This window comes from Ligaoa zhengdingensis, from assembly GCF_014384885.1.
Lineage (GTDB): Bacteria > Bacillota > Clostridia > Oscillospirales > Ruminococcaceae > Ligaoa > Ligaoa zhengdingensis.
Genome location: NZ_JACRST010000002.1, coordinates 1 through 24909 on the forward strand (window position 1 = coordinate 1; position 24909 = coordinate 24909).

The following is a 24909-nucleotide window of genomic DNA, read 5'->3' on the forward strand; positions in this document are numbered from 1 at the left end:
ATCTCTACGATCAAGGCCACCAGCGACCGTGTTCAGATAGAGTGGAAAATCTGATACTTCCACTCTATCGACCCTCATTTCTATTTTATCTCGTTTGTACCCCTTGTACACCGATGTTTTGAAGATGCTTTGCAAAATTTAAAAGGACTCTATAAGCCCGCTTTCTTCCTGCTCCAAGCAAAGGTATTTCTGAAAACCGGCCAATACTTTGACAAAAAGGACGCTTTGTCCACCCATCTCACCGGCATAGATGCACAAATCCTTGAAAAAAATCGGTGCAACTGCTTTTCTCCTTCGTCGCTTGAAGCCGACTACCGCCTGTTGATCGAATGGGCCAGTTCCTTGATTGCGGAGGAGAAGTAAGAAATCAAAAAGAAAAAACCGGCGGTAAAAGGGCCCTTTTACCGCCGGTTTTTATTGAATACTCAAAAAGATTATTCGTTGATCTTGATAACAACGCCGGAGCCTACGGTACGGCCACCCTCACGGATAGCGAAACGCAGACCTTCCTCGATCGCGATCGGGGTGATCAGTTCGACGTTCATCTCGATGTTATCGCCAGGCATGCACATCTCAACACCCTGATCCAGCTCGACAACGCCGGTCACGTCAGTGGTTCTGAAATAGAACTGCGGACGATAGTTGTTGAAGAACGGGGTGTGACGGCCGCCTTCATCCTTTTTCAGGATGTAAACCTGGCCGCGAAATTTGGTGTGGGGATGAATCGAGCCGGGTTTGCAGAGAACCTGACCGCGCTGCACTTCGCTTCTCTGGATACCACGGAGCAGAGCACCGATGTTGTCGCCAGCCTCAGCATAGTCGAGCAGTTTACGGAACATCTCGATACCAGTGACAACGGTCTTCATCTTTTCGTCCTGCAGGCCGACGATCTCAACCTCGTCAGACATCTTAACCTGGCCACGCTCAACTCTACCAGTGGCAACAGTACCACGGCCGGTGATGGTGAACACGTCCTCAACAGGCATCAGGAAGGGCAGGTCGGCTTTGCGCTCGGGGGTGGGGATATAATCGTCGACAGCATCCATCAGCTCAAGGATGGGCTTGTAAGCGGGATTGGTAATATCGTCGGGAGCTTCCAGAGCTTCCAGAGCGGAACCCTTGATGATGGGAATATCGTCGCCGGGGAAGTCGTAGGAGGACAGCAGCTCGCGGATCTCCATCTCAACCAGCTCGAGCAGCTCGGGATCGTCAACCTGATCCGCTTTGTTCATGAATACGACGATATAGGGAACGCCAACCTGACGGGAGAGCAAGATGTGCTCACGGGTCTGGGGCATCGGGCCGTCAGCCGCGGAAACAACCAGGATCGCGCCGTCCATCTGCGCAGCGCCAGTGATCATGTTTTTAACATAGTCGGCATGTCCCGGGCAGTCAACGTGAGCATAGTGACGCTTGTCGGTCTCGTACTCGACGTGAGCGGTGTTGATGGTGATGCCGCGCTCTCTCTCCTCAGGGGCCTTATCGATCATATCGTACGCTTCATATTTGGCCTGGCCCTTCATCGCCAGAGTCTTGGTAATCGCAGCGGTCAGAGTGGTTTTGCCGTGGTCAACGTGGCCGATAGTACCAATGTTAACATGGGGTTTGGTACGTTCAAATTTCTGTTTCGCCATTGATTTTGTTCCTCCTTAAATTGGAATTATTTTTTATTGGTGGCTACAAGTCCCATTGTAGCAATATTTCATAGAAAATTCAAGCATTTTGCCGCAAAAGATGGACAAGAATTAGTCCTTCTTAGCCCTTGCGGACATGATGCTCTCAGCAATCGACTTGGGAACTTCGATATAGTGCGAGGGCTCCATCGTGTACTGACCGCGGCCCTGGGTCTTGGAACGCAGGTCGGTCGCATAACCGAACATCTCAGACAGCGGCACGAACGCATCGATCTGCTGCGCGCCGTTGCGGGCAATCATACCCTGGATCTGGCCGCGGCGGCTGTTCAGGTCGCCGATGACATCGCCCATGTAATCCTCAGGCACAGTAACCGAAACCTTCATGATCGGCTCGAGGATGACCGGGTCAGCCTTCTTCATACCGTCTTTGAACGCCATGGAACCGGCGATCTTAAACGCCATTTCCGAGGAGTCGACCTCATGGTAGGAACCATCGTACAGCGTGACGATAACGTCCACAACAGGATAACCGGCCAAAACGCCAGCCTGCATCGCGCCTTGAATACCGGCATCGATCGCGGGGATATATTCCTTCGGAATCGCACCGCCAACGACCTCATTGCGGAATTCGTAGCCCTTGCCGGACTCGTTCGGATCCATCTTGATCTTGCAGTGGCCGTACTGACCTTTACCGCCCGACTGACGGGCGTACTTCTCGTCCACTTCGACATGCTTGCGGATGGTTTCTTTGTAAGCAACCTGGGGCTTACCGACATTTGCCTCCACCTTAAACTCGCGCAACAAACGGTCGACGATGATCTCCAGGTGAAGCTCACCCATACCGGCGATGATCGTCTGTCCGGTTTCCTGATCGGTGTAGGTGCGGAAAGTCGGATCCTCTTCGGCCAGCTTCGCCAGGCCGATGCCCATCTTTTCCTGACCAGCCTTGGTCTTGGGCTCTATGGCGACGCGGATAACCGGCTCGGGGAATTCCATGGACTCGAGGATGATCGGATGCTTGGGATCGCACAACGTATCGCCGGTGGTGGTGTTCTTGAGGCCAACCGCCGCCGCGATATCACCGGAGTAGCAGGTTTCAATATCCTGTCTGTGGTTCGCATGCATCTGCAGGATACGGCCCATACGCTCATTGTTATCTTTTACAGAGTTGTAAACAGTAGTACCAGCGTTGACCGTACCGGAGTAAACGCGGAAGAAGCACAGTTTGCCCACATACGGGTCGGTTGCGATCTTGAAAGCAAGCGCAGCAAACGGCTCGTCGTCGGAGGAGGGACGCTCCTCCTCTTCCTCGGTATCAGGGTTAACACCCTTGATGTTGGGGATGTCCACCGGGGCGGGCATGAAGTCCACAATCGCATCCAGCAGGGGCTGCACGCCCTTGTTTTTATAGGAAGTACCGCAGCAGACGGGAACCATAGTGTTGGCAATGGTCGATTTGCGAATCGCACCCTTGATCTCCTCTATGGTGAGTTCCTCGCCCTCCAGGTACTTCTCCATCAGGGCCTCGTCGGTCTCAGCGACATGCTCGATCAGCTCGGTGTGGTATTTCTCCGCCAGCTCCAACATGTCTTCGGGGATCTCTTCCTCGCGGATATCTTTGCCCAGATCGTCGTAGTATACTTCCGCTTTCATCTTAATGAGGTCAACAATGCCTCTAAAGAAAGTTTCAGAGCCAATCGGCAACTGAATGGGAACGGCGTTGCACTTCAGACGATCGTGCATCATATTCAGCACGCGGTAAAAATCCGCGCCCATGATGTCCATCTTGTTGACGTACGCCATTCTGGGAACGCGATACTTATCAGCTTGTCTCCAAACTGTTTCCGACTGCGGCTCAACACCACCCTTGGCGCAGAAAACCGTCACAGAACCGTCGAGCACGCGGAGCGAACGCTCAACCTCCACTGTGAAGTCCACATGTCCCGGGGTATCGATGATGTTGATTCTATGGCCTTTCCAGTAGCAAGTCGTAGCAGCGGAAGTGATGGTGATACCTCTCTCCTGCTCCTGCGCCATCCAGTCCATTGTAGCTGAACCGTCGTGAGTCTCACCGATCTTGTGATTCTTACCGGTATAGAACAGAATACGCTCGGTTGTGGTGGTTTTACCAGCGTCAATGTGGGCCATTATGCCTATATTACGAGTGAGCTCTAAAGAAACGTCTCTCGGCATATTGTCCTCCTTAAAATAAATAACGAACGAATCGGTTTTTGCTTGGACGCGCGCCCAGCCCGATTACGGCCGCGCGCGCTCCCATTTTCACTGGAATCACGCCGCGCACAGGGCCGTCAGCTTGCCATGCGCGGAGCGAACCGGTGTGAACTTACCATCTGTAGTGTGCAAACGCCTTGTTGGCTTCCGCCATCTTGTGGGTATCCTCGCGCTTTTTGAACGCGCCGCCCTGTCCGTTGATGGCATCGAGCAGCTCACCCGCAAGACGTTCTTTCATCGTTCTCTCAGAACGAGCTCTGGAATAGGTGGTGATCCAACGCAGACCGAGCGTCTGCTTGCGGTCCGGACGAACTTCCATGGGCACCTGATAGGTGGCACCACCGACACGGCGGGCCTTTACTTCCAGCAGGGGCATGACGTTCTCCATCGCTTCCTCGAACACCTCGAGGGGATCACGGCCGGTTTTCTCTTTGATGATGTCAAAGGCACCGTAGACAATCTTCTGCGATACACCCTTTTTACCATCGTACATAACATTGTTGATCAAACGAGTGACCAGCTTTGAATTATAAAGCGGATCCGGCAAAACATCGCGTTTTGCAATACGACCTCTTCTTGGCACTTCGCTTCCCTCCTTCACAGTATGAATTCATCGGTACTCGAAAGTGACAAAACTCCCGTTGGCGCCAATGCAGGGGCATTTATCAAAATAAACGCACTGCACCAGCAGTTGCTATTATCGCCAAATTCTTGGGGTTTTATTACTTCGATGCACCAGCCTTCGGACGTTTTGCGCCGTATTTGGACCGGGCCTGCATTCTCTTCGCAACGCCCTGCGCGTCGAGCGTACCACGGATGATGTGATAACGCACACCGGGAAGGTCCTTGACACGTCCACCACGGATCAGTACAACGCTGTGTTCCTGCAGGTTGTGGCCGATACCGGGAATATAGGCTGTTGCCTCGATTCCGTTGGTGAGCTTCACCCTGGCAACTTTACGAAGCGCGGAGTTCGGCTTTTTCGGGGTGGATGTTCTGATGGCAGTACACACACCTCTTTTTTGAGGAGAATTCTGATCGATTGCAACTCTTTTCTTGGAGTTCCAGCCTTTCAGCAGCGCGGGAGCGGTGGATTTCTTCTCAACGACTTCTCTTCCCTTACGGACTAACTGGTTAAAGGTTGGCATATGGCACCTCCTTACAAAATTATTTCTATTAAGAGCTTGTACAATACGCACAGCTTTTAATAAACAAAGAGAAAGGGGCTGGTTTCGCCAGCCCCTTAATCGGTTTTCAGGCTTCACCAAGTAAATATTCTACCATTTCATTGCCTAGGATGTCAAGTAGTATTTCTACATTTTTACAAAAAATCCTGACAAATCTTTGTGAAAGCCTACGAATTCTAATTATTTCAGTTCTTAATTGGCGGCTACCTCTTCCATGGCGTCGCTGAGGTAACCGTTTTGTTGGTTCCCAGGCACCACTTCCACACGGCTGTAGCAATCCATGCCGGTGCCGCAGGGCAGCAACTTGCCGATGATGACGTTCTCTTTGAGGCCCAGCAACGGATCGACCTTGCCCTTGATCGCGGCTTCGGTGAGCACGCGGGTGGTCTCCTGGAAGGAAGCCGCAGACAGGAAACTGTCGGTGGCGAGCGACGCCTTGGTGATACCCATGAGCACTGCGGAAGCGGTCGCCTCGCGCAGGCTCTCCTCGCCGGCCTCGATGCGGTCGCGGACCGCCTGGTTTTCGGCGACGAACTCGCCCTTATCCACCAGCGAGCCGGTGAGCATGTTGGTGTCGCCGGGGTCTTCCACGCGGACCTTGCGCATCATCTGACGCACTATGACTTCGATGTGTTTATCGTTGATATCAACGCCCTGCAAGCGGTAGACGCGCTGCACCTCCTGGATCAGGTAATCCTGAACCGCGAGGTAGCCCTTGATGGCGAGCACGTCGTGCGGGTTGATCGAGCCCTCGGTAATCATATCGCCGGCCTCGATGTGGTCGCCCTCCTGCACCTTCAAGCGGGAACCGTAGGGGATCATGTAGCTCTCCTCTTCCATCGTCTCCTTGTTCAGGACCACGACGTGGTTGCTCTTCTTGATCTCCTCCATGCGCACGTCACCGGCCGTCTTGCTGATGATCGCCTGCGATTTGGGTTTGCGCGCTTCAAACAGCTCTTCGACGCGCGGCAGACCCTGAGTGATATCGTCCGCCGACGCGATACCGCCGGTATGGAAGGTACGCATGGTGAGCTGGGTACCCGGCTCGCCGATCGACTGGGCCGCGATGACGCCGACCGCCTCGCCGACCGAAACGCGCTTGCCGTTGGCCAGGTTTGCGCCGTAGCACTTGGCACAGACGCCGTGCTTGCATTCGCAGTTGAGGACGGTGCGAATCTTGACGTGGGTAATGCCCGCATCGACCACCTTTTTGGCGTCGTTCTCGTCCATCATCTTGTCTTTGGAAACCAACAGCTCGCCGGTACTGGGATCGATCACGTCGTCGACCGGGTAACGGCCGAGCAGGCGCTCCTTCATCGGCTCGATCATCTCGCCGCCGTCCTTGATGTCGCAGACCACGATGCCCTCGCGGGTGCCGCAGTCCTCCTGGCGGATGATGACATCCTGGGAGACATCGACCAGACGGCGGGTGAGGTAACCGGAGTCCGCGGTGCGAAGCGCGGTATCGGCGAGGCCTTTGCGCGCGCCGCGGGAGGAGATGAAGTATTCCAAAATGTTGAGACCCTCGCGGTAGTTGGCGCGGATCGGAATTTCGATGGCCTTACCGGAGGTGTTGGCGATCAGGCCGCGCATACCCGCCAGCTGGCGGATCTGATTCATCGAACCACGCGCACCGGAATCCGCCATCATGAAGATGGGATTGTAACGGCTGAGGTTATCCTTCAAGGCCTTGGCCACCTGTTCGGTGGTGTCGTTCCAGGTCTTGATGATGAGGCCGTAGCGCTCGTCGTTGGAGATGAGGCCGCGCTTATACTGCTTGGTGATCTTGAGGATCTTCTCATCCGCCTCGTCGAGCATCTGTTTCTTCTGCGGCGGAATCACAGCGTCGCACACCGCGACGGTGATGGCTCCCTTGGTCGAATATTTATAGCCCTGCGCCTTGATCTTGTCGAGCACCTCCGCGGTGGCGGCGGTGCCGTGCACACGGATGCAGCGGTCGATGATGTCGCCGAGCTGTTTCTTGCCCACCAGGAATTCCACTTCCAGGCGGAACAGATTGTCGGGGTTGGAGCGGTCGACATAGCCCAAATCCTGCGGGATGGGGTTGTTGAAGATGACGCGGCCCACGGTGCACTCCACCAGCTTGTGCACCTTCTCGCCGCCTACCTCCTTGGTCATGCGGATCTTCACCGGGGCGTGCAGCCCGACAGCGCCGTCCTGGTAAGCCATCAGCGCTTCGTTCACGTCGCGGAACACCTTGCCCGCGCCCTGTTCGTCCTCTTTAATGAGCGTCAGATAGTAGGAGCCCAACACCATATCCTGGGTGGGCACCGCCACCGGGCGGCCGTCGGAGGGTTTGAGCAGGTTGTTGGCCGCCAGCATCAGGAAGCGGGCCTCCGCCTGTGCCTCTGCGGACAACGGCACATGGACGGCCATCTGGTCGCCGTCGAAGTCGGCGTTGAAGGCGGTACAGACCAGCGGGTGCAGCTTGATCGCGCGGCCCTCAACCAGGATCGGTTCGAACGCCTGGATGCCCAGACGGTGCAGGGTCGGCGCGCGGTTGAGCATAACCGGGTGGTCCTTGATGACGATGTCCAGGGCGTCCCACACCTCGGTGCGGGCGCGCTCCACCATCTTGCGCGCGTTTTTGATATTGGTCGCCGCGCCGGTATCCACCAGGCGCTTCATGACGAACGGCTTGAACAGTTCGAGCGCCATCTCCTTGGGCAGACCGCACTGGTACATCTTCAGCTCGGGGCCGACGACGATAACCGAACGGCCGGAGTAGTCGACACGCTTACCCAGCAGGTTCTGGCGGAAACGACCCTGCTTACCTTTCAGCATATCCGAAAGGGATTTGAGCGGGCGGTTGTTGGGGCCGGTGACCGGACGGCCGCGGCGGCCGTTGTCGATCAGGGCGTCCACCGCCTCCTGCAACATGCGCTTCTCGTTGCGCACGATGATATCGGGCGCGCCCAACTCCAGCAGGCGCTTGAGGCGGTTGTTGCGGTTGATCACGCGGCGGTACAGGTCGTTGAGGTCGGAGGTCGCAAAGCGGCCGCCGTCCAGCTGCACCATCGGGCGGATATCAGGCGGGATGACCGGCACCACGTCCAGAATCATCCACTCGGGCTTGTTGCCGCTCTTCTTGAATGCCTCCACGACCTCCAGCCGTTTGAGCACACGGATCTTCTTCTGGCCCGAGGCGTGCTCCAGGTCGGAGCGCAGCTCGTCGTAGAGCTTGTCGAGGTTGATGTTTTGCAGCAGCTGTTTGATCGCCTCCGCGCCGATGCCGGCCACAAATTCATCCTCATATTTTTCGCGCATATCGCGGTATTCCTTTTCCGAAAGGAGCTGTTTATCCTCCAGGGGGGTGCTGCCGTGGTCAATCACGATGTAGGACGCAAAATACAGCACCTTTTCGAGCAGGCGCGGCGAGAGGTCGAGCAGCAGGCCCATGCGGGACGGAATGCCCTTGAAGTACCAGATGTGCGAGACAGGCGCGGCCAGCTCGATGTGGCCCATGCGCTCGCGGCGCACCTTGGAACGGGTGACCTCGACGCCGCATCGCTCGCAGATTTTGCCCTTGTAGCGCAGGCGTTTGTATTTACCGCAATTACATTCCCAGTCCTTGGTGGGACCAAAAATGCGTTCACAGAAAAGGCCGTCACGCTCTGGCTTTAGTGTACGATAGTTGATCGTCTCCGGTTTCTCCACCGCGCCATAAGACCACTCCCGGATCTGTTCCGGCGAAGCAAGGCCGATCTTGATTGATTCAAATACATTAAACTCCATTGCGACCCCTTCTTCCCTTACAATTTATCGTCAAACAAATCATCGTCGTCCAGGCCGAACACTTCGTCGGCTTCAAAGATCGATTCGCTTTCGTCGGGTTCCATCTCTTCGGGCTGGTAGTGCTCACCGATTTCCTCCTCGTCCTTGACATATTCCATCTCGAGGGTGTCGTCGTCGCCCATGCGGGGCAGACCCACGTCGTCATCATCGTCGAACGTCTGCTTGAGGTCGATCTCCTCGTTGTCCTTGTCAAGCACCTTGACGTCGAGGCCCAACGACTGCAACTCCTTGATGATGACCTTGAACGATTCGGGGATGCCCGGCTTCGGAATGTTGTGGCCCTTCACAATCGCCTCGAAGGTCTTGACACGGCCGACCACATCGTCCGACTTCACGGTCAGAATCTCCTGCAGGGTGTAGGCGGCACCGTAAGCCTCGAGCGCCCAAACCTCCATCTCACCGAAGCGCTGGCCGCCGAACTGCGCCTTGCCGCCCAACGGCTGCTGAGTGACCAGCGAGTACGGGCCGGTAGAGCGGGCGTGGATCTTATCATCGACCAGGTGATGCAGCTTGAGGTAATACATATAACCCACGGTGACGGGGTTGTCGAATTTTTCACCGGTGCGGCCGTCGTAAAGGGTGATCTTGCCGTCCTCCGGCAGACCAGCCTCGCGGAACAGCTCGCGGATGTCCTCCTCGTGCGCGCCGTCGAAGACCGGGGTGGCCACCTTCCAGCCGAGCGCCCGTGCGGCGCGGCCCAGGTTGACCTCCAGCACCTGCCCGATGTTCATACGGGACGGAACGCCCAACGGGTTGAGCACGATATCCAGCGGCGTGCCGTCGGGCAGGAAGGGCATATCCTCCTGCGGCAGGATGCGGGACACGACGCCCTTGTTGCCGTGGCGGCCGGCCATCTTATCGCCCACCGAGATCTTGCGCTTCTGGGCGATATAGCAGCGCACCACCATGTTGACGCCCGGGGACAGCTCGTCGCAGTTTTCGCGGGTGAACACCTTGATGTCCACGATGGTGCCGTACTCGCCGTGCGGCACGCGCAGGGAGGTGTCGCGCACCTCGCGCGCCTTTTCGCCGAAGATGGCGCGCAGCAGGCGCTCCTCGGCGGTGAGCTCGGTCTCGCCCTTGGGCGTCACCTTGCCCACCAGGATATCCCCGGCGCGCACCTCCGCACCCACGCGGATGATGCCGCGTTCGTCCAACTCGCGCAGCGCGTCGTCCGAAACGTTGGGGATGTCGCGGGTGATCTCTTCGGGTCCGAGCTTGGTGTCGCGGGCCTCCACCTCGTACTCCTCCATGTGGATGGAGGTGAACACGTCGTCGCGGACGCATTTTTCGTTGATGAGAACCGCGTCCTCGTAGTTGTAGCCCTCCCAGGTCATGAACCCGATCAGAGCATTTTTGCCCAGCGCGATCTCGCCATCGCTGGTGGCGGGGCCATCTGCGATGACCTGCCCCTTCACGACATGCTCGTTGTGCTCGACGATCGGGCGTTGGTTGATGCAGGTGCTCTGGTTGGAGCGCATAAATTTAATCAGCTTATAGGTTTCCAGCGAACCGTCGCTGTCCGCCTTGATGACGATCTCGTTGGCCGAAACCTTCTCGACCGTACCGTCCTGCTTGGCGAGCACCGTGACGCCGGAATCGACCGCCGCCTTGTACTCCATGCCGGTGCCCACGATGGGGGAATCGGTTTTGAGCAGCGGCACCGCCTGGCGCTGCATGTTGGAGCCCATCAGTGCGCGGTTGGCGTCGTCGTTCTCCAGGAAGGGGATCATTGCGGTTGCGACCGAGACAACCATCTTGGGGGAGACATCCATGTAATCGACCTTTTCGCGCTCGATCTCGAGGATCTCGTCGCGGAAGCGGCCGGTGACGCGGGGACGCACAAAACGCCCCTCCTCGTCCAGCGGTTCGTTCGCCTGCGCCACGCGGAAGTTATCCTCCACGTCGGCGGTCATGTAGACGACCTCCTCGGTGACCACGCCGGTGTTCTTGTCCACGCGGCGGTAAGGCGCCTCGATGAAGCCGTACTCGTTGATGCGGGCGAAGGTCGCGAGGTAGGAGATCAGGCCGATGTTGGGACCCTCCGGGGTTTCAATCGGGCACATGCGGCCGTAATGGCTGTAGTGCACGTCGCGAACCTCGAATCCCGCGCGGTCACGGGACAGACCGCCGGGACCCAGGGCCGACAGGCGGCGCTTGTGGGTCAGCTCCGCGAGCGGGTTGGTCTGATCCATGAACTGCGACAGCGGCGAGGAGCCGAAAAACTCCTTGATCGCCGCGACCACCGGGCGGATGTTGACCAGCGCCTGCGGGGTGATCACATCCATATCCTGCGCCTGGATGGTCATGCGCTCGCGCACCACGCGCTCCATACGGGAAAAACCGATGCGGAACTGATTTTGCAGCAGCTCGCCCACCGAACGGATGCGGCGGTTGCCCAGATGGTCGATGTCGTCGGTGTTGCCCACGCCATAGGCCAGGTTGTTGATGTAGTTGATGGAGGCGAAAATATCGTCCTTGATGATGTGCTTGGGGATCAGCTTATCGAGGTTCGCCTTGATGGCTTCCTTGAGGGACGCCTCATCCTCGTTCTGCTCGAGCAACTCGCGCAGGACACAGAAGCGGACCTTCTCGTTGATGCCCAGCTCAGAGCAATCAAATGCCACATAATTTTTGATATCCACCATGCCGTTGGACAAAATAAGAATGTCCACACCATCCACAGTGATTGCTGCACGGGACACGCCCGCCGCCTCGACCTCCATGGCCTCGTCATAGGTGAGCACCTTGCCCGGCTCGGCGAGTAGCTCGCCGGTCATGGGGTTGACGATCGGTTCGGCGATCACATGGCCCGCCAGGCGCTGGCCGATGCCCAGCTTTTTGTTGTATTTGTAGCGGCCCACGCGGGAGAGGTCGTAGCGGCGCGGGTCGAAGAACAGGTTTTGCAGGTGGGTGACCGAGCTGTCCACCGTCGGCGGCTCGCCCGGGCGCAGCTTGCGGTAGACCTCGAGCAGCGCTTCTTCGCCGTTCTTGGTGTTATCCTTGTCCTGAATCGTCTTGATCAGGCGCTCGTCCTCGCCAAAGATGTCGAAGATCTCCTGGTCGGAGCCGTAGCGGTCGGTGAGCCCGTTCTCGCTGCCGTTCTGCTTGTCGTCGTCCAGCTTGAGCAGCGCGCGGAGGAACACCGTCACAGGAATTTTGCGGTTTTTATCGATGCGGACATAAAAGATATCGTTGGAGTCGGTTTCATATTCCAACCACGCACCGCGGTTGGGGATCACGGTGGAGGTGAACAGCTTCTTACCGGTCTTGTCGTAGCTCATGCCGTAATAGACGCCCGGCGAACGGACGAGCTGGGAGACGATGACGCGCTCCGCACCGTTGATGACAAAAGTGCCGCTATCGGTCATCAGGGGAAAGTCTCCCATGAAGATATCCTGTTCCTTGACCTCGCCGGTCTCCTTGTTGAGCAGGCTGGCGCGCACACGCAGGGGAGCCGCATAGGTCACATCCCTGGCTTTGCACTCCTCAACCGAGTACTTGGGCGTGTTGTCGAGATGATAGTCAATAAAGTCGAGTACAAGGTTACCGGTGTAATCGGTGATTGAGGAAATATCCTGGAATACCTCCTTCAGCCCTTCCTCAAGAAACCACTTATACGAGTTTTTTTGAACCTCGATCAAGTTTGGCATCTCAAGCACTTCGTTGATCCGGCTGAAGCTCTTGCGGATGTTCTTTCCCAGATGTACGTCTTTCACATTCACCATAGGCTTGCTCACTCCATTCCATCTATTTACAACCCGATTGTATAAAACTCACAGAATTTGACAGCGAAATTCTGCAAAGTTCTGCACAATAGTATTGAATTTTCGTTTGATTTTTGCTATACTATTTTGTTTTAATGGCAAACTTAGCCATTATGATACATTCTAATATTATATTACCTTTGCAAGCGATTGTCAACATTTTTGTCCTTTTTTGATAAAAAAATTTTTTCGGCTTGTCCATTTTACCAATTTACAAGCGAAGTCAATAGGAACGTCCATTTTTTTAACACTCTCTGGCGATTCTACGCCCATTTTTTGTTGCGATCGGCGCATTTTCACGCAAATTTGCGCCCTCTCCCCCATTTTATGTAGCGGAACCAGCAGGCGCACACCCATAATATGGGCCAAAAATCCGCGCTCCCATACACGGAAGCGCGGATTTTTTCCAATATTTTACGGAACCGGCGGTTCACCAGGGCAGATGGAAGGTCAGCTCGATCAAAAACGGCACAGCCAGAGAGCAGAGAAAGCCGTTGATCACTGAGACTACCGCCACCTCCTCGTCGGTGCATTTCATAATCATCGGGAGGGTGGTGTCCTCGCTGGTGGCCGCCGCTGGAGCGATGGCTGTATAGCGGTTGCAGTACTTGGCTATGGTGGGGATGATGAGGAAAGAGAGGATTTCTCGCAGCACATTGCTTAAAAAGGTGAGCGCGCCGATCTCCGCCCCGGCCAGCTCGGTGAGCATGACGCCCGACAGGCTGTACCACCCCAGGCCGGACGCGACCGCCATGCTGACATGCGGTTCCATGCCGAACAGCAGGCCGGTCAGGTATCCCCCCAGCACCGACGCGACGATGATTGCGCCGGGTATCACCAGGAGCTTGAGATTGTTTTCGCGCAGCTTGCGGAAAACCAGACGGTTGGCCCCCACGCTGATCCCGACTGAGAGCATCAGCAGACTGAGGGTCACATCCGCGACCTGGTCGAGCAGCGACACCGTCTCACCCGAGAACACCCACTGCCCGCAGGCCACGCCCAGTACCAGGCTGACGATTGCGAGCCAGATCATCGCTTATTCTCCTTTAATATGTATTTTGTGACCAGCGCGACGCCAGCGACCGACAGCGCGATGGGGATCGCCGCAAACGCCAGCGCCTGGAGGCCCATATGCGCGAGCTCCTCAAAGAAGGTCGGGCTGCTGCCCAGCCCCGCGCCCATGCAGAAGATCAGGACTGCGATGAACACGTATTGCAGCAGGCCGTTGATCTTTTGATATTTGGCCGGGATCACCTTGAGCCCCAAGAAGATGCCGACCGCCATGCACACCAAAACCGATACCATGGGATTTTCAACGCTCCATTCCTGTTTCAGTCGAAAAATCGGCGGGCGGGGTCTCCCCCGCCACGCCAGCCGTCTTATTTCTGTTCCTTCAAAAATTCACAAAACGCGCGGTAGGTCATATACACGTCCACCTTGGACACCACCTCGAACGGCGCGTGCATCGAAAGCACCGGGACGCCGACATCCACCACATCGACGTTGAGCTCCGCGATATACATCGCTACCGTGCCGCCGCCGCCCGCGTCCACCTTGCCGAGCTCGCCGGTCTGCCACAACACGCCCGCGTCATCCAGCAGGCGGCGCATCTTGGCCATATAGTGAGCCGACGCCTCGCTGGTGCCGCTCTTTCCGCCCGCGCCGGTGTACTTGGTGATGACCACGCCGTAGTTGATATAGCAGCTGTTTTTGCGCTCGTAGACATCTGCGAAGTTCGGGTCGTAGGCCGCGTTCACATCGGCCGACAGGCACTGGGAATGGGAGAGCACGGTGCGCGCCTCCACCCCGTAGGGCGCCGCCAGATCAGCGATGAAATAGCGCAGGTACGAACACTTGAGGCCGGTATTGCCGTTGGAGCCGATCTCCTCCTTGTCCGCTAGCACCGTCACCGTGGTATGAACCGGTGCGGTCGCCGCGAGCCCCGCTTCGATCGCGGTGTAGGCGCAGACGCGGTCGTCCTGCCCATAGGAGCCGATCATGCCGCGGTCGAGGCCCAGGTCACGCGCGTCAAAGGCGGGCACCGCCTCGAGCTCAGCCGAGAGGAAGTCGTATTCGGTAATCCCGTATTTTTCAAACAGGATGTTGGCGATATTGAGCTTGACCTTTTCGCTGGCCTTGTCGTCGCGGAAGGGGTGGCAGCCCACCAAAATGTTGAGCTCCTCGCCGCGCAGGCCCTCGGCGAGCGGGCGCTTCATCTGCTCCCGGCCGAGGTGGGGCAGCAGGTCGGTCACGCAGAAGATGGGGTCCTCCGGATCCTCGCCGATCTTCACCTGGACGGTGGTGCCGTCCTTCTTGACGACCACGCCGTGCAACGCCAGCGGGATAGCGCCCCACTGGTATTTCTTGAGGCCGCCGTAGTAGTGGGTCTTCAGGTAGGCGAGCTGCGCCTCCTCATAGAGCGGACGGGGCTTGAGGTCCAGCCGCGGGGAGTCGATGTGGGCGGCGACGATGCGCACCCCCTGCTCGAACCCCTCGGTGCCGATGGTGGCGAACACCAGGGCCTTGCCCCGGTTGTTATAGTAGACCTTGTCGCCGGGGTTGTAGCGCTTACCCGGCTCAAACTCCACATAGCCGCCGGCTTTGAGCTTTTCGACGGTGTAGGCCACCGCCTCATGTTCAGTCTTGGCCGCGTTCAAAAACGCCTTGTACCCCTCGCAGAATTCCTGCGCTTTTTGCAGCTCCGCGTCGTCGAGAGCCAGACCGCCGTTCTCGGTTTTGATCAGCAGCTTTTCCTGCAACTGTTCCGCTGCGCTCTTTTCTTCCGCCATAATAGTTAACCTCCGTGTTCTACAAATTGATAGAGATTCCGGTAGATGGCCCGGGTCTCATTGATTTTTTGGACATAGCGCCTGGTATCCCCAAACGGGATGGTGTGGATGTTGATCCCATCGGCCGAATGCTCGTCATCCGCCAGCCATTTCTTGGCGTTGCCCCACCCCGCATGGTAGGCGCACAGCGCGGTATCCCCCGCCTCGAATTCATCCAGCAGCAGGCGCAGCAGCTTGCAGCCGTACCGGATGTTGACCTCGGGGTCGAACAGGTCGGCATAGGTCTCATCCCCCGCGTCCTCCATCTTGGATTTGGTCCAGTCGAAGGTGTCCTCGGTGAGCTGCATTAGCCCGCGCGCGCCCACGCTCGACTGCACCTGCGGACGGAAGCCGCTCTCGGTGCGGATCACCGCAAACACCAGGTCGTAGGGCAGGCCGTTGCGGTCCGCCTCGCGCACCACGGTCTTCCAGTATTCCGTGGGATAAGCCCGTTTATAAAAGGTGGTGTAGGCCCCATACAATACCCAAAAGGCCAGGGCCAGCGCGCCGAGCAACACGGCTGTGCGCGCGATTTGTCTGCCGATATTGGATGCCATTGCTTCAGCCCTTTTCGTTGGATTTGAGCAGCTCGCGCGCCAATTCGCGCGCCCGCTGACGCAGCTCCTCGGGGGAACCCTCGTTGCGCAACAGATAATCGGACTGCCCGATGTAGTATTCGTCGCTGTGCTGACTTGCGATGCGCGCATCCGCCCGCTCGCCGTCCAGCCCGTCCCGCGCCATGATGCGCGCCCGGCGCAGCGATACCGGCGCGATCACCGAGATCACCCCGCCGTCGCACAGCCGCTGCACGCCGCTTTCCAGCAGCGTAGGCGCGTCCAACAGGATACCTTTGTTATTCCCCGCGCGCAGCTCCTCAATACGGCGTTCGATCTCCCGCTCGATGTATGGATAGATGATTTCGTCCAGAGCCGCCAGTTCCGTCCGGTCGTGGAACACGATGTCGCCCAATTTTTTGCGGTCGAGGCTGCCGTCCGGCCGCAAAATCTGTTGCCCAAACCGCTGCGCCAATCTGGCGAGGCAGGGCGTCCCCGGCTCGACCACCTCGCGCGAGACGAGGTCGCAGTCGATCACCGCAAAGCCCTGGCGGGCCAACTCCTCGCCGACGGTGGTCTTGCCCCCGCCGGTCTGCCCGGTCAGGCCGTATATCCGCATCGCGGTCATCCCTCCCCTGTGGACGGCGCGCTGTCCAGGTGGATCACCTCAAACGCCGCCGCCCGGATCAGCCGGTTGTAGAGCGCGAGCCCCACGCCGGTTTTTCCGGGACAGCGCGCATAGACCACCTGCGCGCCCTCGTCGTCCAGCCGCCGCAGGCTGTCGAACAGGCGCGCGGCCTGCGCCGCCTCGTCCGCCTGCTTCCCGATCGAGATGGCCGGGCAGCGCAGCAGCGGCAGGTCCTCCTCGTAGCAGAGGGCGTATTCCCCCTCCGTTTGGTGGCTGTTGATGTAACCGGCGTAGGCCTGCCGCCCGCCGTCCAATAGGATCACCCGGCACTTGGGGGCGTAATGCTTGTATTTCATCCCCGGCGATGCGACCCGCTGGTTGGGGTCGGGCTGGTCGGTCACCGCGCGGTCCACCTCCACCTCGCCGAGCACCTCACGGAGCTGCTCGAGCGTCACATAGCCGGGGCGCAGCAGGCGCGGGGTCTCCCCCGCGAGTGTGATGACCGTGGATTCCACCCCCACCGCGCAGTCGCCGCCGTCCACAATCGCGTCCACCCTGCCGGTGAGGTCGCGCACACAGTGCGCCGCCGTGGTGGTGCTGGGGCTGCCTGACAGGTTGGCCGACGGCGCCGCCACCGGCACGCCCGCGCGCCGGATGATTTCGCGCGCCACCGGATGGCTCGGAAAGCGGATGGCGACGGTGTCGAGCCCCGCCGAGGTCACGGCCGGGATCAGATCGCTTTTGGGCAGGATGATGGTGAGCGGGCCGGGCCAAAAGCGGTCGGCCAAATGCAGCGCCGCCTCCGGCACCCGGCTCGCCACCCGGCCGAGCATCGACCGGTCCGCGATGTGCACGATCAGCGGGTTGTCCTGCGGGCGGCCCTTGGCCTCGAAGATCGATCGGACGGCCTCCTCGTTGGTGGCGTCGGCCGCCAGGCCGTAGACCGTCTCGGTGGGGATCGCCACCAGCCCGCCGCCCGCGATGATCTGCGCCGCGCGGTCGAGCTCGGCGGAACACCGCTCGATCCCGTCAATTTTCAGCAGTTGTGTCTGCCGCATAGCTTGATGACTTCCTTTCCTCGGTAAGCGGCCGCGGTTTTAGCCGTCCTGGTTCTGCTCCTTGAGCTTTTCGGCCTGATCAAAGGTGATGAGCGCCGAAATCAACTCGTCGAGATCGCCGTTCATGATGCTGTCGATTTTATATAAAGTGAGCCCAATGCGGTGGTCAGTCACCCGCCCCTGCGGAAAGTTGTAGGTGCGGATGCGCTCTGAGCGGTCGCCGGTGCCCACCTGGAGCCGCCGCTCAGACGCGATGGCCGCATTCTGCTCCTCGACCTTCTGGTTGAGCAGGCGGGAGCGCAGCACCTTGAGCGCCTTATCCTTGTTTTTGTACTGGCTGCGCTCGTCCTGGCATTCCACCACCATACCGGTGGGCAGGTGGGTGACGCGGATAGCCGACGAGGTTTTGTTGACATGCTGGCCGCCCGCGCCGCTGGAGCGGAACACGTCGATCTGCAAATCCTTGGGGTCGAGCTCAAACTCCACCTCGTCCGCCTCGGGCAGCACCGCCACGGTGGCGGTGGAGGTGTGGATGCGGCCCTGCGTCTCGGTCTCGGGCACCCGTTGCACGCGGTGTACCCCGCTTTCAAACTTGAGCTTGGAGTAGGCCCCCTCGCCGTCGATGGAAAAGCTGATCTCCTTGTAGCCGCCCAGCTCGGTCTCGTTGGCGTTCATCACCTCGACCTGCCACCCCATGCGGGCCGCGTACATGCTGTACATGCGGTAAAGCGAACCCGCAAACAGCGCGGATTCCTCCCCGCCCGCGCCGCCGCGGATCTCCACGATCACGTTGCGGTCGTCGTTGGGGTCGCGGGGCAGCAGCAGAATTTTGAGCTCCTCCGCGAGCGCTTCCATCCGGCTCTTGCCCTCGTTGTACTGCTCGTCGACCACAGCCTTGAACTCCTTGTCGAGGCCGCCCTCCTCCAGCAGCTCCTTGGCCTCCTGATATTCGCCCTGCGCCGCACGGTATTCGCGATACTTCTCCACCAGCGGCGTCAGATTTTTGTACTCCTTCATCAGCGATTTGTACTGCTCGGGGTCGCTCGTCACACCCGGCTCCATCAGGCGCTGGTTGATCTGCTCGTACTTCGCCTCAACGTCCATCAATTTATCAAACATGAAATCCGGTTCCTTTCAGTTGTTTTCCGCGCATCCATCTTAAACCGCGCGGGGCAGGCAGACAACATCAGCCCGCTACAACTCCTGTCCCCCGCGGAATATCTTCTTGATGTGCTTCTCCGCCTTGGAACGCGCGATCATTACCTCGTGCCCGCAGCCCTCGCAGCGCAGCTTGAAATCCATGCCCGAGCGGAGCACCAAAAAGCGGTTGGAGCCGCAGGGATGCTCCTTTTTCATCTGTAGGATATCGCCTACCTGTACATCCACAGCTTTCCCTCCAAAATCCAAAATAATCCACCTGCCATTATAGCAGAACACCCCGATTCTGCGCAAGCCTCCGCGCCGGCACCTCCCCGCAAAAAATCGGGCGCTGCCGCATGTGGGAAACCCGTCTCACCGGCGCTTTTCGCCCTGAGATACTTCGGCTGGTGATACTTTTGTGGCAAACAGAAATTATTTTTCTGATATTCCACTGCTTTCTATAAAAGAGGGAGAATTTAGTCGAATTTTTCTCCTTGCTCTGGTTATTTCTACCTTTTCTGTTATAATACCGAATTGAGCCGTCCCAAACTACAGGGGCCTCAATAAAATGAACGCCCAAACAGGGCAAGAAAGGTTGCTGAGAGATGAAACAGACAGTTCTTTGGGTTCTCGCCATCGGTATGGCTGCGTCGATGATGACTGCATGCAGCGGGAAACAACAGGGAGCACAACCAGCACAGGGTGCTGGAAACCAATCGAGCGTTGCCGCGGTGTACACCGACGACAACAAAATCCCTTATGGAGACAGGCTGGAACTGGAGGGGGCCGCGAGCGTGGAACGCGAGGCGGATGTCCAGGATTCCCCCTACTACAAGCACCCCGACTTTTACAACATGAAGTCGAGCGGCAGCCTCACTATTCTGGAAAACTTTAAGACGATTCAACAGGCGACCGAATGGACCTGCGGGCCGACCTCCGCCCTGATGGTGCTGGAGTATTACGGCAAGCGCGGCGACCTCAACGAGGCCGACCTGGTCAAGCTGCGGCAGAACGACGAGCCGGGCGCGACCACCCTGCGGCAGATGATTAACATCTTCGACGGGCTTGGCGGCTGGGAGGTCACCTCCACTTATGACATGGAAAATTATGAAGAGCTGCCCGAGGATATGATCCTCACCACCCTCAAGGAGGGCAAGCCCATCCTGCTGGGTTGGGACGACTGGGGCGGCCACTGGCTGGTGATCATCGGATACGATACGATGGGCACCGATACCACCGCCGATGATGTGCTGATTCTGGCCGACCCCTACGACACCACCGATCACAATCAGGACGGCTACCTCATTCAATCGTTCGAGCGCCTTTACTATAACTGGAGCAACCGCTTCGACCCAGATTTCGATCGGAACGTGTTCCTGATCGCATCCCCCAAGGAAGATTAAATTGGATAACTGAATCTGAAACAGGGGCGGTCCGTGAAAAGGCCGCTCCTCCCTTTTTTCTCCGCAACGGTTGATAAAAAACATGTTGACAGAAACAAGTATCTGTGCTATCATATGTTTTATATTCAAAATGTTCAATTGAACTCACATGTTTTTGTAAGTCATTTGTTGGTTGAATGGTTTACAAAGGCATGTGAGTTTTTATTTGCTCGTGAATATAATATTTTTTAGGAGGTACCTACATGAATCATGGTACTGTAAAATGGTTCAACTCTGAAAAAGGCTTCGGCTTCATCTCCAACGACGACGGCAGCGACGATGTGTTCGTCCATTTCTCCGCTATCGTCTCGAACGGGTTTAAATCCCTGAACGAAGGCCAGCGGGTCACGTTCGACGTTGAACAGGACCCGAAGAACAGGAAGAAATTCCGCGCGGTCAATGTCTGCATCGCCTGATTGGCTTCCATCGACTACGCCCTCCCACCGAACGGTGGGAGGGCGTTTTCTGTCTATAATGAAAAACGCGCTTTCAGTTCTCTGAAAGCGCGGAGGCTCTGGGCGGCAAGATTTTGTACTCAGCCCGCCTGGTCGGGCGGGGGGAACACCGTCTCGATCACCTTGCCGCAACCCTCGGGGGAATACCGCCAACGGTCGATGTGATCGCCGGTGATAAAGTAGGGCGGCGCGGACAGCGGATATTGCGCGTCGAAGCTGTCGACAATAATCAATTTCACCTTCATTTTATCCCGGATCAAATTTTTTATGTAAACACTGGCCTGCTGACCGGGCGCAACGCCCTCGCGCGGCTCGGCCAGGCCCGCTAGGTTGGGGGTGAGTTCCACAAAGATTCCGTATTCCTCCACCGAGCGCACAATGCCCGCCACCGTCTCGCCGCTGTGGAACAGCGCCGCGTTTTCCTCCCAGGTGCCCCACAGCTCCTTGTGTGAGAGGCTGATCCGGCCGTAGGAATCAATCGATTTGACCACCGCGCGGATGTCCTGCCCGGTGCGGAACCTATCGCTCGGGTGGGCGATGCGAGAAACCGAAATCGCATCGATGGGGATGAGGGAAGCCACGCCGCAGCCGATATCGACAAAGCAGCCGAACGGCTCGAGATGAGTCACGCGCGCGTCGATGATGTCCCCAGGCTCCAGGCGGTTGACATAGGTCTCGATGCACCGCTTCTGCACCGCGCGGCGTGAGAGCAATGCATAGGTGTTGTTGTCGCTGCCACGGCGGAATTCTGTGATGGTGAAACACACCGGCTTGTTGACGCGGGAGATGATCGCAATTTCCCGCGTCGTCCCGTCCTCAATGCCGATGGCGCACTCATTTTTGGGGATGATGCCCCTGACGCAGCCGCAATCCACAATCAGATTGTGCGCACTGTCGCAGATGATGGCGCGGGCTTCCAAAACGCGCCCCTGCACGCACGCCTCCTGAAGGGTTGCCAGGCTCGTAAAGGCCGCGGCGTTTTCCGGGGTGTCGCACAGCCACCCCTCTGGTTGGAACTTTGTTGAGCTTGACATTTCTCGAACCTCCTAGTTTTTACCGGCGCTTCGCCGGGGCCGTCACCGCCCGCCGGCAGACGCTGTCCCCCTTTGGGGTTTTCGATCCCACAGGATATATATGAGAGCGATTTCGTCCTTATGCGCCTTTTGGGGGCCGATTGTACGGCGCCCTGCGGCCGTCATACAGGAAAGTTCCGCTTATCCATTATTGTGACTTGAAATTCTCGGACAAACCGGTTATAATAGTAAAGCCTGATTCGTTCGGGCAAACAGGCAGGACGAGGTAATTGTTCTGTCATGCGAGTATGCGGGTCCTGTGCGACAGAACGTCGTGAACCATGTCAGGCGGGGAACCGAGCAGCATTAAGCGGCCGTTTCTGTGCGCCGCAGGTAACCTGTGTACCCGCATGACAGAGCAACTACACCCTGCCTGTTTTTGCAGTCTATCCGCGTTTTGGGAGGTGAACCGATGTATCAGGCGCTGTACCGCAAATACCGTCCCACTGTATTTGACGATGTGGTGGGCCAGGAGCACATCACTACCACGATGAAAAACGAGGTGGCGGCCGGCAAAACCTCCCACGCCTATCTGTTCACCGGTTCGCGCGGCACCGGCAAGACCACCTGCTCCAAAATTTTGGCCAAGGCGGTCAACTGCCTCGACCCGCGCGACGGCAACCCCTGCGGGGAGTGCGAAATCTGCCGTGGCATCGACGGCGGCTCTATTTTGGACGTTGTGGAGATCGACGCGGCGAGCAACAACGGCGTGGACAACATCCGCCAACTGCGCGAGGAGGCCTACTTTCTTCCCGCCCAGTGTAAAAAGCGGGTATACATCATCGACGAGACGCACATGCTTTCCACCGGCGCATTCAACGCCCTGCTCAAGATCATGGAGGAGCCGCCGGCGCATGTGCTGTTCATCCTCGCCACCACCGAGGTGCACAAGATCCCCGCGACCATCCTCTCCCGCTGCCAGCGGTTTGATTTCCGGCGCATCCCCCCCGACATCATCGCCGGGCGGCTGCAATTCATCGCGCAATCCGAGGGGTTCACCTTGGACGGCGACGCTGCGCTTCTGATCGCGCGGCTGGCCGACGGCGGTGTGCGCGACGCGATCTCCCTGCTCGATCTGTGTTCCTCCCACGACCGCGAGATCACCGCAGAGCTCGCCGCGGAGGCGGCCGGCCTCGCAGGACACGGCTACCTGTTCCGTCTGACCGATGCGCTGGCAAAGCAGGATACCGGTGAGGCGCTCGCCATCATCGACGAGCTGTACCGGCAGAGCGTCGATCTGGAGCGGCTGTGCGAGGAGATGATCTCACACTTCCGCGATCTGATGATTTTCAAATCCGCCGCCAAACCGGACGAGCTGATCGTCCTGCTGCCCGAAGAGCGGGAACAGCTTCAAAAGCAACAGGCCGACTTCAAAATGTCGGAGGTTCTGCACGGGCTCACCGTGTTGCAGGAGACGCTGGGGCGGATGTCCCGCTCCCCCAACCGGCGCACTGAGCTGGAGCTGGCGCTCATCCGCCTGTGCAACCCTCAACTGGACAACAGCCCGGACGCGCTTCTGCGGCGGATCGAGCGGTTGGAGGAGGGCCGGCCACCGGTAAATGGGTCCACCAAGGAGTCCACCTCGGATATTCACCCCGGGGCTTCTTCCAAAAAGGCTGCGCCGCGCGCCGATCTGACACAGGCGCCCCCGCACACGGAACCGGAAAGCGCTCCCGCCGCCATCCCGCAGAGCTCGCCAGAGCCGTTTGCGGAGTGGGGCGAGGTGCTGGCCCGGCTCGCCAAGACCAACCCCGCGCTCACTGGAACGCTGAAGGGGTCCTGCGCTTATCTTCAGGGGGATATCTGCCTGATCGACTGTCAGGATCAGCTGTTTTTCACCTTGATCCGGCAGAGCGACGTCTCCAAAACGACCCTGCGCGAGGCGCTCTTTGCCCAAACCGGCAAGCGCTACCGCCTGGGACCCTACAAGCGCGAAATGGCGGCGGAGGCCGCCGAGCAAAAAAAGGACCCGCTCGACGATCTCACCCAATTGGTGCGCGATTCCGGCGCATCCTTTGAAATTCGGTAACCGGCATGAATTTTCATGCTGCAATGATAAAAACTATTCACAATGGAGGATATCACCATGAAAGCAAGACTTCCCCAAGGTTACGGCGGCGGCCCCGGCAACATGCAGCAGATGATCCGCCAGGCTCAGAAAATTCAGGACGAGATGGCCAAGAAATCGGCCGAGCTCGAGCAGACTGAAACCACCATCACCTCTGGCGGCGGCGCTGTCGAGGTTGTCATCACCGGCAAAAAGGTCATCAAAGAGCTGCGCATCAAACCTGAGGTTGTGGACCCCGAGGACATCGAGATGCTCCAGGATTTGATCATTGCCGCCGTCAACGAAGCGGTTCGCACGGTGGAAGAGGTCGCAAACAAGGAGATGGAGCGCATTTCCGGCGGCCTCAACGTGCCCGGCATGCTCTAATCGGCCATGGGCTATCAGATTTTACCGCTGACCCGCCTGATCGAACATTTTGAGCGGCTGCCCGGCATCGGTAAAAAGAGTGCACAGCGCTTGGCTTACCATGTGCTGAACATGCCGCGCGAAAAAGCCGAGGATTTTGCCCGCTGTATCTTGGATGCGCGGGAAAAAATCCACCGGTGCGCCGTCTGTCAGAACCTGACCGACGTGGAAAAGTGCCCGATCTGCAGCGACGAAACGCGCGACGGAACCACCATCTGTGTGGTGGAATCGCCGCAGGATGTGCAGGCATTTGAGCGCACCCGCGAATATAACGGTGTGTACCACGTGCTGCACGGACTGATTTCGCCGATGAACGGTATCGGTCCAGACCAGCTCTATATCAAGGAGTTGTTGAAGCGCATCCAGGCTGGCGGGGTGTCGGAGGTCATCATGGCCACCAATCCGACAGTCGAGGGCGAAGCCACCGCAATGTACCTCTCCCGCCTGCTCAAGCCTCTCGGCGTTCGGGTCACCCGTCTCGCTTACGGAATCCCGGTGGGCGGAAACCTGGAATATGCCGATGAGGTGACGCTTTACCGCGCGCTCGAGGGCCGAAGCGAAATCTGACGCAAACTGTATCTCTCTGAAAACATGCGGGCCCGCGCTGGGCGGATGGAGGCGA

The 24909-nt window shown here is 58.1% G+C and carries 22 protein-coding genes and 1 other RNA gene; 7 read left to right on the forward strand and 16 right to left on the reverse strand.

All coding sequences use genetic code 11. The features are described 5' to 3' along the window. Positions 1-129: 129 nt before the first annotated feature. Positions 130-363, forward strand: coding sequence for a hypothetical protein (locus H8711_RS02405; protein ID WP_249281945.1), 234 nt, complete (start codon positions 130-132; stop codon positions 361-363). A 71-nt stretch (positions 364-434) separates the two neighbouring features. Here the strand turns inward: H8711_RS02405 and tuf are convergent, their stop codons facing one another. The 15 genes from tuf to H8711_RS02480 form a co-directional block, all read right to left on the reverse strand. Continuing rightward, positions 435-1634 (reverse strand): elongation factor Tu, encoded by a 1200-nt coding sequence (gene tuf, locus H8711_RS02410; protein WP_249281946.1) that lies wholly within the window; start codon positions 1632-1634, stop codon positions 435-437. Between the two features lie 111 nt (positions 1635-1745). Further along, entirely contained in the window at positions 1746-3827 is a 2082-nt protein-coding gene (gene fusA / locus H8711_RS02415) for an elongation factor G (RefSeq protein WP_249281947.1), read from the reverse strand. Positions 3828-3978: 151 nt separating this feature from the next. Beyond that, a complete protein-coding gene (rpsG, locus tag H8711_RS02420) occupies positions 3979-4449 on the reverse strand; it encodes a 30S ribosomal protein S7 (RefSeq protein ID WP_249281948.1) in 471 nt (156 codons plus the stop codon). Positions 4450-4588: 139 nt separating this feature from the next. Continuing rightward, positions 4589-5014 carry a 30S ribosomal protein S12 gene (rpsL, locus tag H8711_RS02425; RefSeq protein ID WP_249281949.1) on the reverse strand — a complete coding sequence of 142 codons (426 nt, stop codon included), beginning with the start codon at positions 5012-5014 and terminating at the stop codon, positions 4589-4591. Between the two features lie 231 nt (positions 5015-5245). Continuing rightward, positions 5246-8809, reverse strand: a complete 3564-nt coding sequence (rpoC, locus tag H8711_RS02430) for a DNA-directed RNA polymerase subunit beta' (RefSeq protein WP_249281950.1) — start codon at positions 8807-8809, stop codon at positions 5246-5248. Between the two features lie 17 nt (positions 8810-8826). Beyond that, positions 8827-12597, reverse strand: a complete 3771-nt coding sequence (gene rpoB, locus H8711_RS02435) for a DNA-directed RNA polymerase subunit beta (RefSeq protein ID WP_249281951.1) — start codon at positions 12595-12597, stop codon at positions 8827-8829. Positions 12598-12789: 192 nt separating this feature from the next. Beyond that, positions 12790-13005 (reverse strand): hypothetical protein, encoded by a 216-nt coding sequence (locus H8711_RS02440; protein ID WP_249281952.1) that lies wholly within the window; start codon positions 13003-13005, stop codon positions 12790-12792. A 61-nt stretch (positions 13006-13066) separates the two neighbouring features. Continuing rightward, positions 13067-13669: a LysO family transporter gene (locus H8711_RS02445; protein WP_249281953.1), complete on the reverse strand. Its 603-nt coding sequence runs from the start codon at positions 13667-13669 to the stop codon at positions 13067-13069. Further along, positions 13666-13941: a LysO family transporter gene (locus H8711_RS02450; RefSeq protein WP_249281954.1), complete on the reverse strand. Its 276-nt coding sequence runs from the start codon at positions 13939-13941 to the stop codon at positions 13666-13668. The genes H8711_RS02445 and H8711_RS02450 overlap by 4 nt, the downstream gene beginning before the upstream one ends. 74 nt (positions 13942-14015) lie before the next feature. Further along, entirely contained in the window at positions 14016-15425 is a 1410-nt protein-coding gene (locus tag H8711_RS02455) for an aminopeptidase (protein ID WP_249281955.1), read from the reverse strand. Positions 15426-15430: 5 nt separating this feature from the next. After that, a complete protein-coding gene (locus H8711_RS02460) occupies positions 15431-16021 on the reverse strand; it encodes a lytic transglycosylase domain-containing protein (protein WP_249281956.1) in 591 nt (196 codons plus the stop codon). A gap of 4 nt (positions 16022-16025) precedes the next feature. Next, a complete protein-coding gene (gene coaE / locus H8711_RS02465; protein WP_249281957.1) occupies positions 16026-16637 on the reverse strand; it encodes a dephospho-CoA kinase in 612 nt (203 codons plus the stop codon). A 5-nt stretch (positions 16638-16642) separates the two neighbouring features. After that, positions 16643-17704 carry an L-threonylcarbamoyladenylate synthase gene (locus H8711_RS02470; protein WP_249281958.1) on the reverse strand — a complete coding sequence of 354 codons (1062 nt, stop codon included), beginning with the start codon at positions 17702-17704 and terminating at the stop codon, positions 16643-16645. 39 nt (positions 17705-17743) lie between these two features. After that, on the reverse strand, positions 17744-18823 hold the full coding sequence (gene prfA / locus H8711_RS02475) for a peptide chain release factor 1 (RefSeq protein ID WP_249281959.1): 1080 nt from the start codon (positions 18821-18823) through the stop codon (positions 17744-17746). A 75-nt stretch (positions 18824-18898) separates the two neighbouring features. After that, the gene (locus tag H8711_RS02480; RefSeq protein WP_249281960.1) at positions 18899-19090 is read right to left on the reverse strand and encodes a DUF951 family protein; all 192 of its coding nucleotides are present in this window, start codon (positions 19088-19090) and stop codon (positions 18899-18901) included. Positions 19091-19449: 359 nt separating this feature from the next. On the opposite strand from H8711_RS02480, the gene H8711_RS02485 reads away from it, so the two are divergent. Together H8711_RS02485 and H8711_RS02490 are read left to right on the forward strand one after the other, a co-directional pair. Then, a complete protein-coding gene (locus tag H8711_RS02485) occupies positions 19450-20247 on the forward strand; it encodes a C39 family peptidase (protein ID WP_249281961.1) in 798 nt (265 codons plus the stop codon). Positions 20248-20489: 242 nt separating this feature from the next. Beyond that, positions 20490-20702, forward strand: a complete 213-nt coding sequence (locus H8711_RS02490; protein WP_249281962.1) for a cold-shock protein — start codon at positions 20490-20492, stop codon at positions 20700-20702. Between the two features lie 119 nt (positions 20703-20821). Here the strand turns inward: H8711_RS02490 and H8711_RS02495 are convergent, their stop codons facing one another. After that, positions 20822-21775, reverse strand: coding sequence for a S1 RNA-binding domain-containing protein (locus H8711_RS02495; protein WP_249281963.1), 954 nt, complete (start codon positions 21773-21775; stop codon positions 20822-20824). A 287-nt stretch (positions 21776-22062) separates the two neighbouring features. Between H8711_RS02495 and ffs the strand changes: the two genes are divergently transcribed. From ffs to recR, 4 genes are all read left to right on the forward strand, one after another. Continuing rightward, positions 22063-22161: signal recognition particle sRNA small type (gene ffs / locus H8711_RS02500), an RNA gene on the forward strand. A 65-nt stretch (positions 22162-22226) separates the two neighbouring features. Beyond that, positions 22227-23843 carry a DNA polymerase III subunit gamma/tau gene (gene dnaX, locus H8711_RS02505; RefSeq protein ID WP_249281964.1) on the forward strand — a complete coding sequence of 539 codons (1617 nt, stop codon included), beginning with the start codon at positions 22227-22229 and terminating at the stop codon, positions 23841-23843. A 57-nt stretch (positions 23844-23900) separates the two neighbouring features. Then, on the forward strand, positions 23901-24248 hold the full coding sequence (locus H8711_RS02510) for a YbaB/EbfC family nucleoid-associated protein (RefSeq protein ID WP_249281965.1): 348 nt from the start codon (positions 23901-23903) through the stop codon (positions 24246-24248). Between the two features lie 6 nt (positions 24249-24254). Beyond that, positions 24255-24854 (forward strand): recombination mediator RecR, encoded by a 600-nt coding sequence (gene recR, locus H8711_RS02515; protein ID WP_249281966.1) that lies wholly within the window; start codon positions 24255-24257, stop codon positions 24852-24854. The last annotated feature ends 55 nt before the right edge of the window (positions 24855-24909 follow it).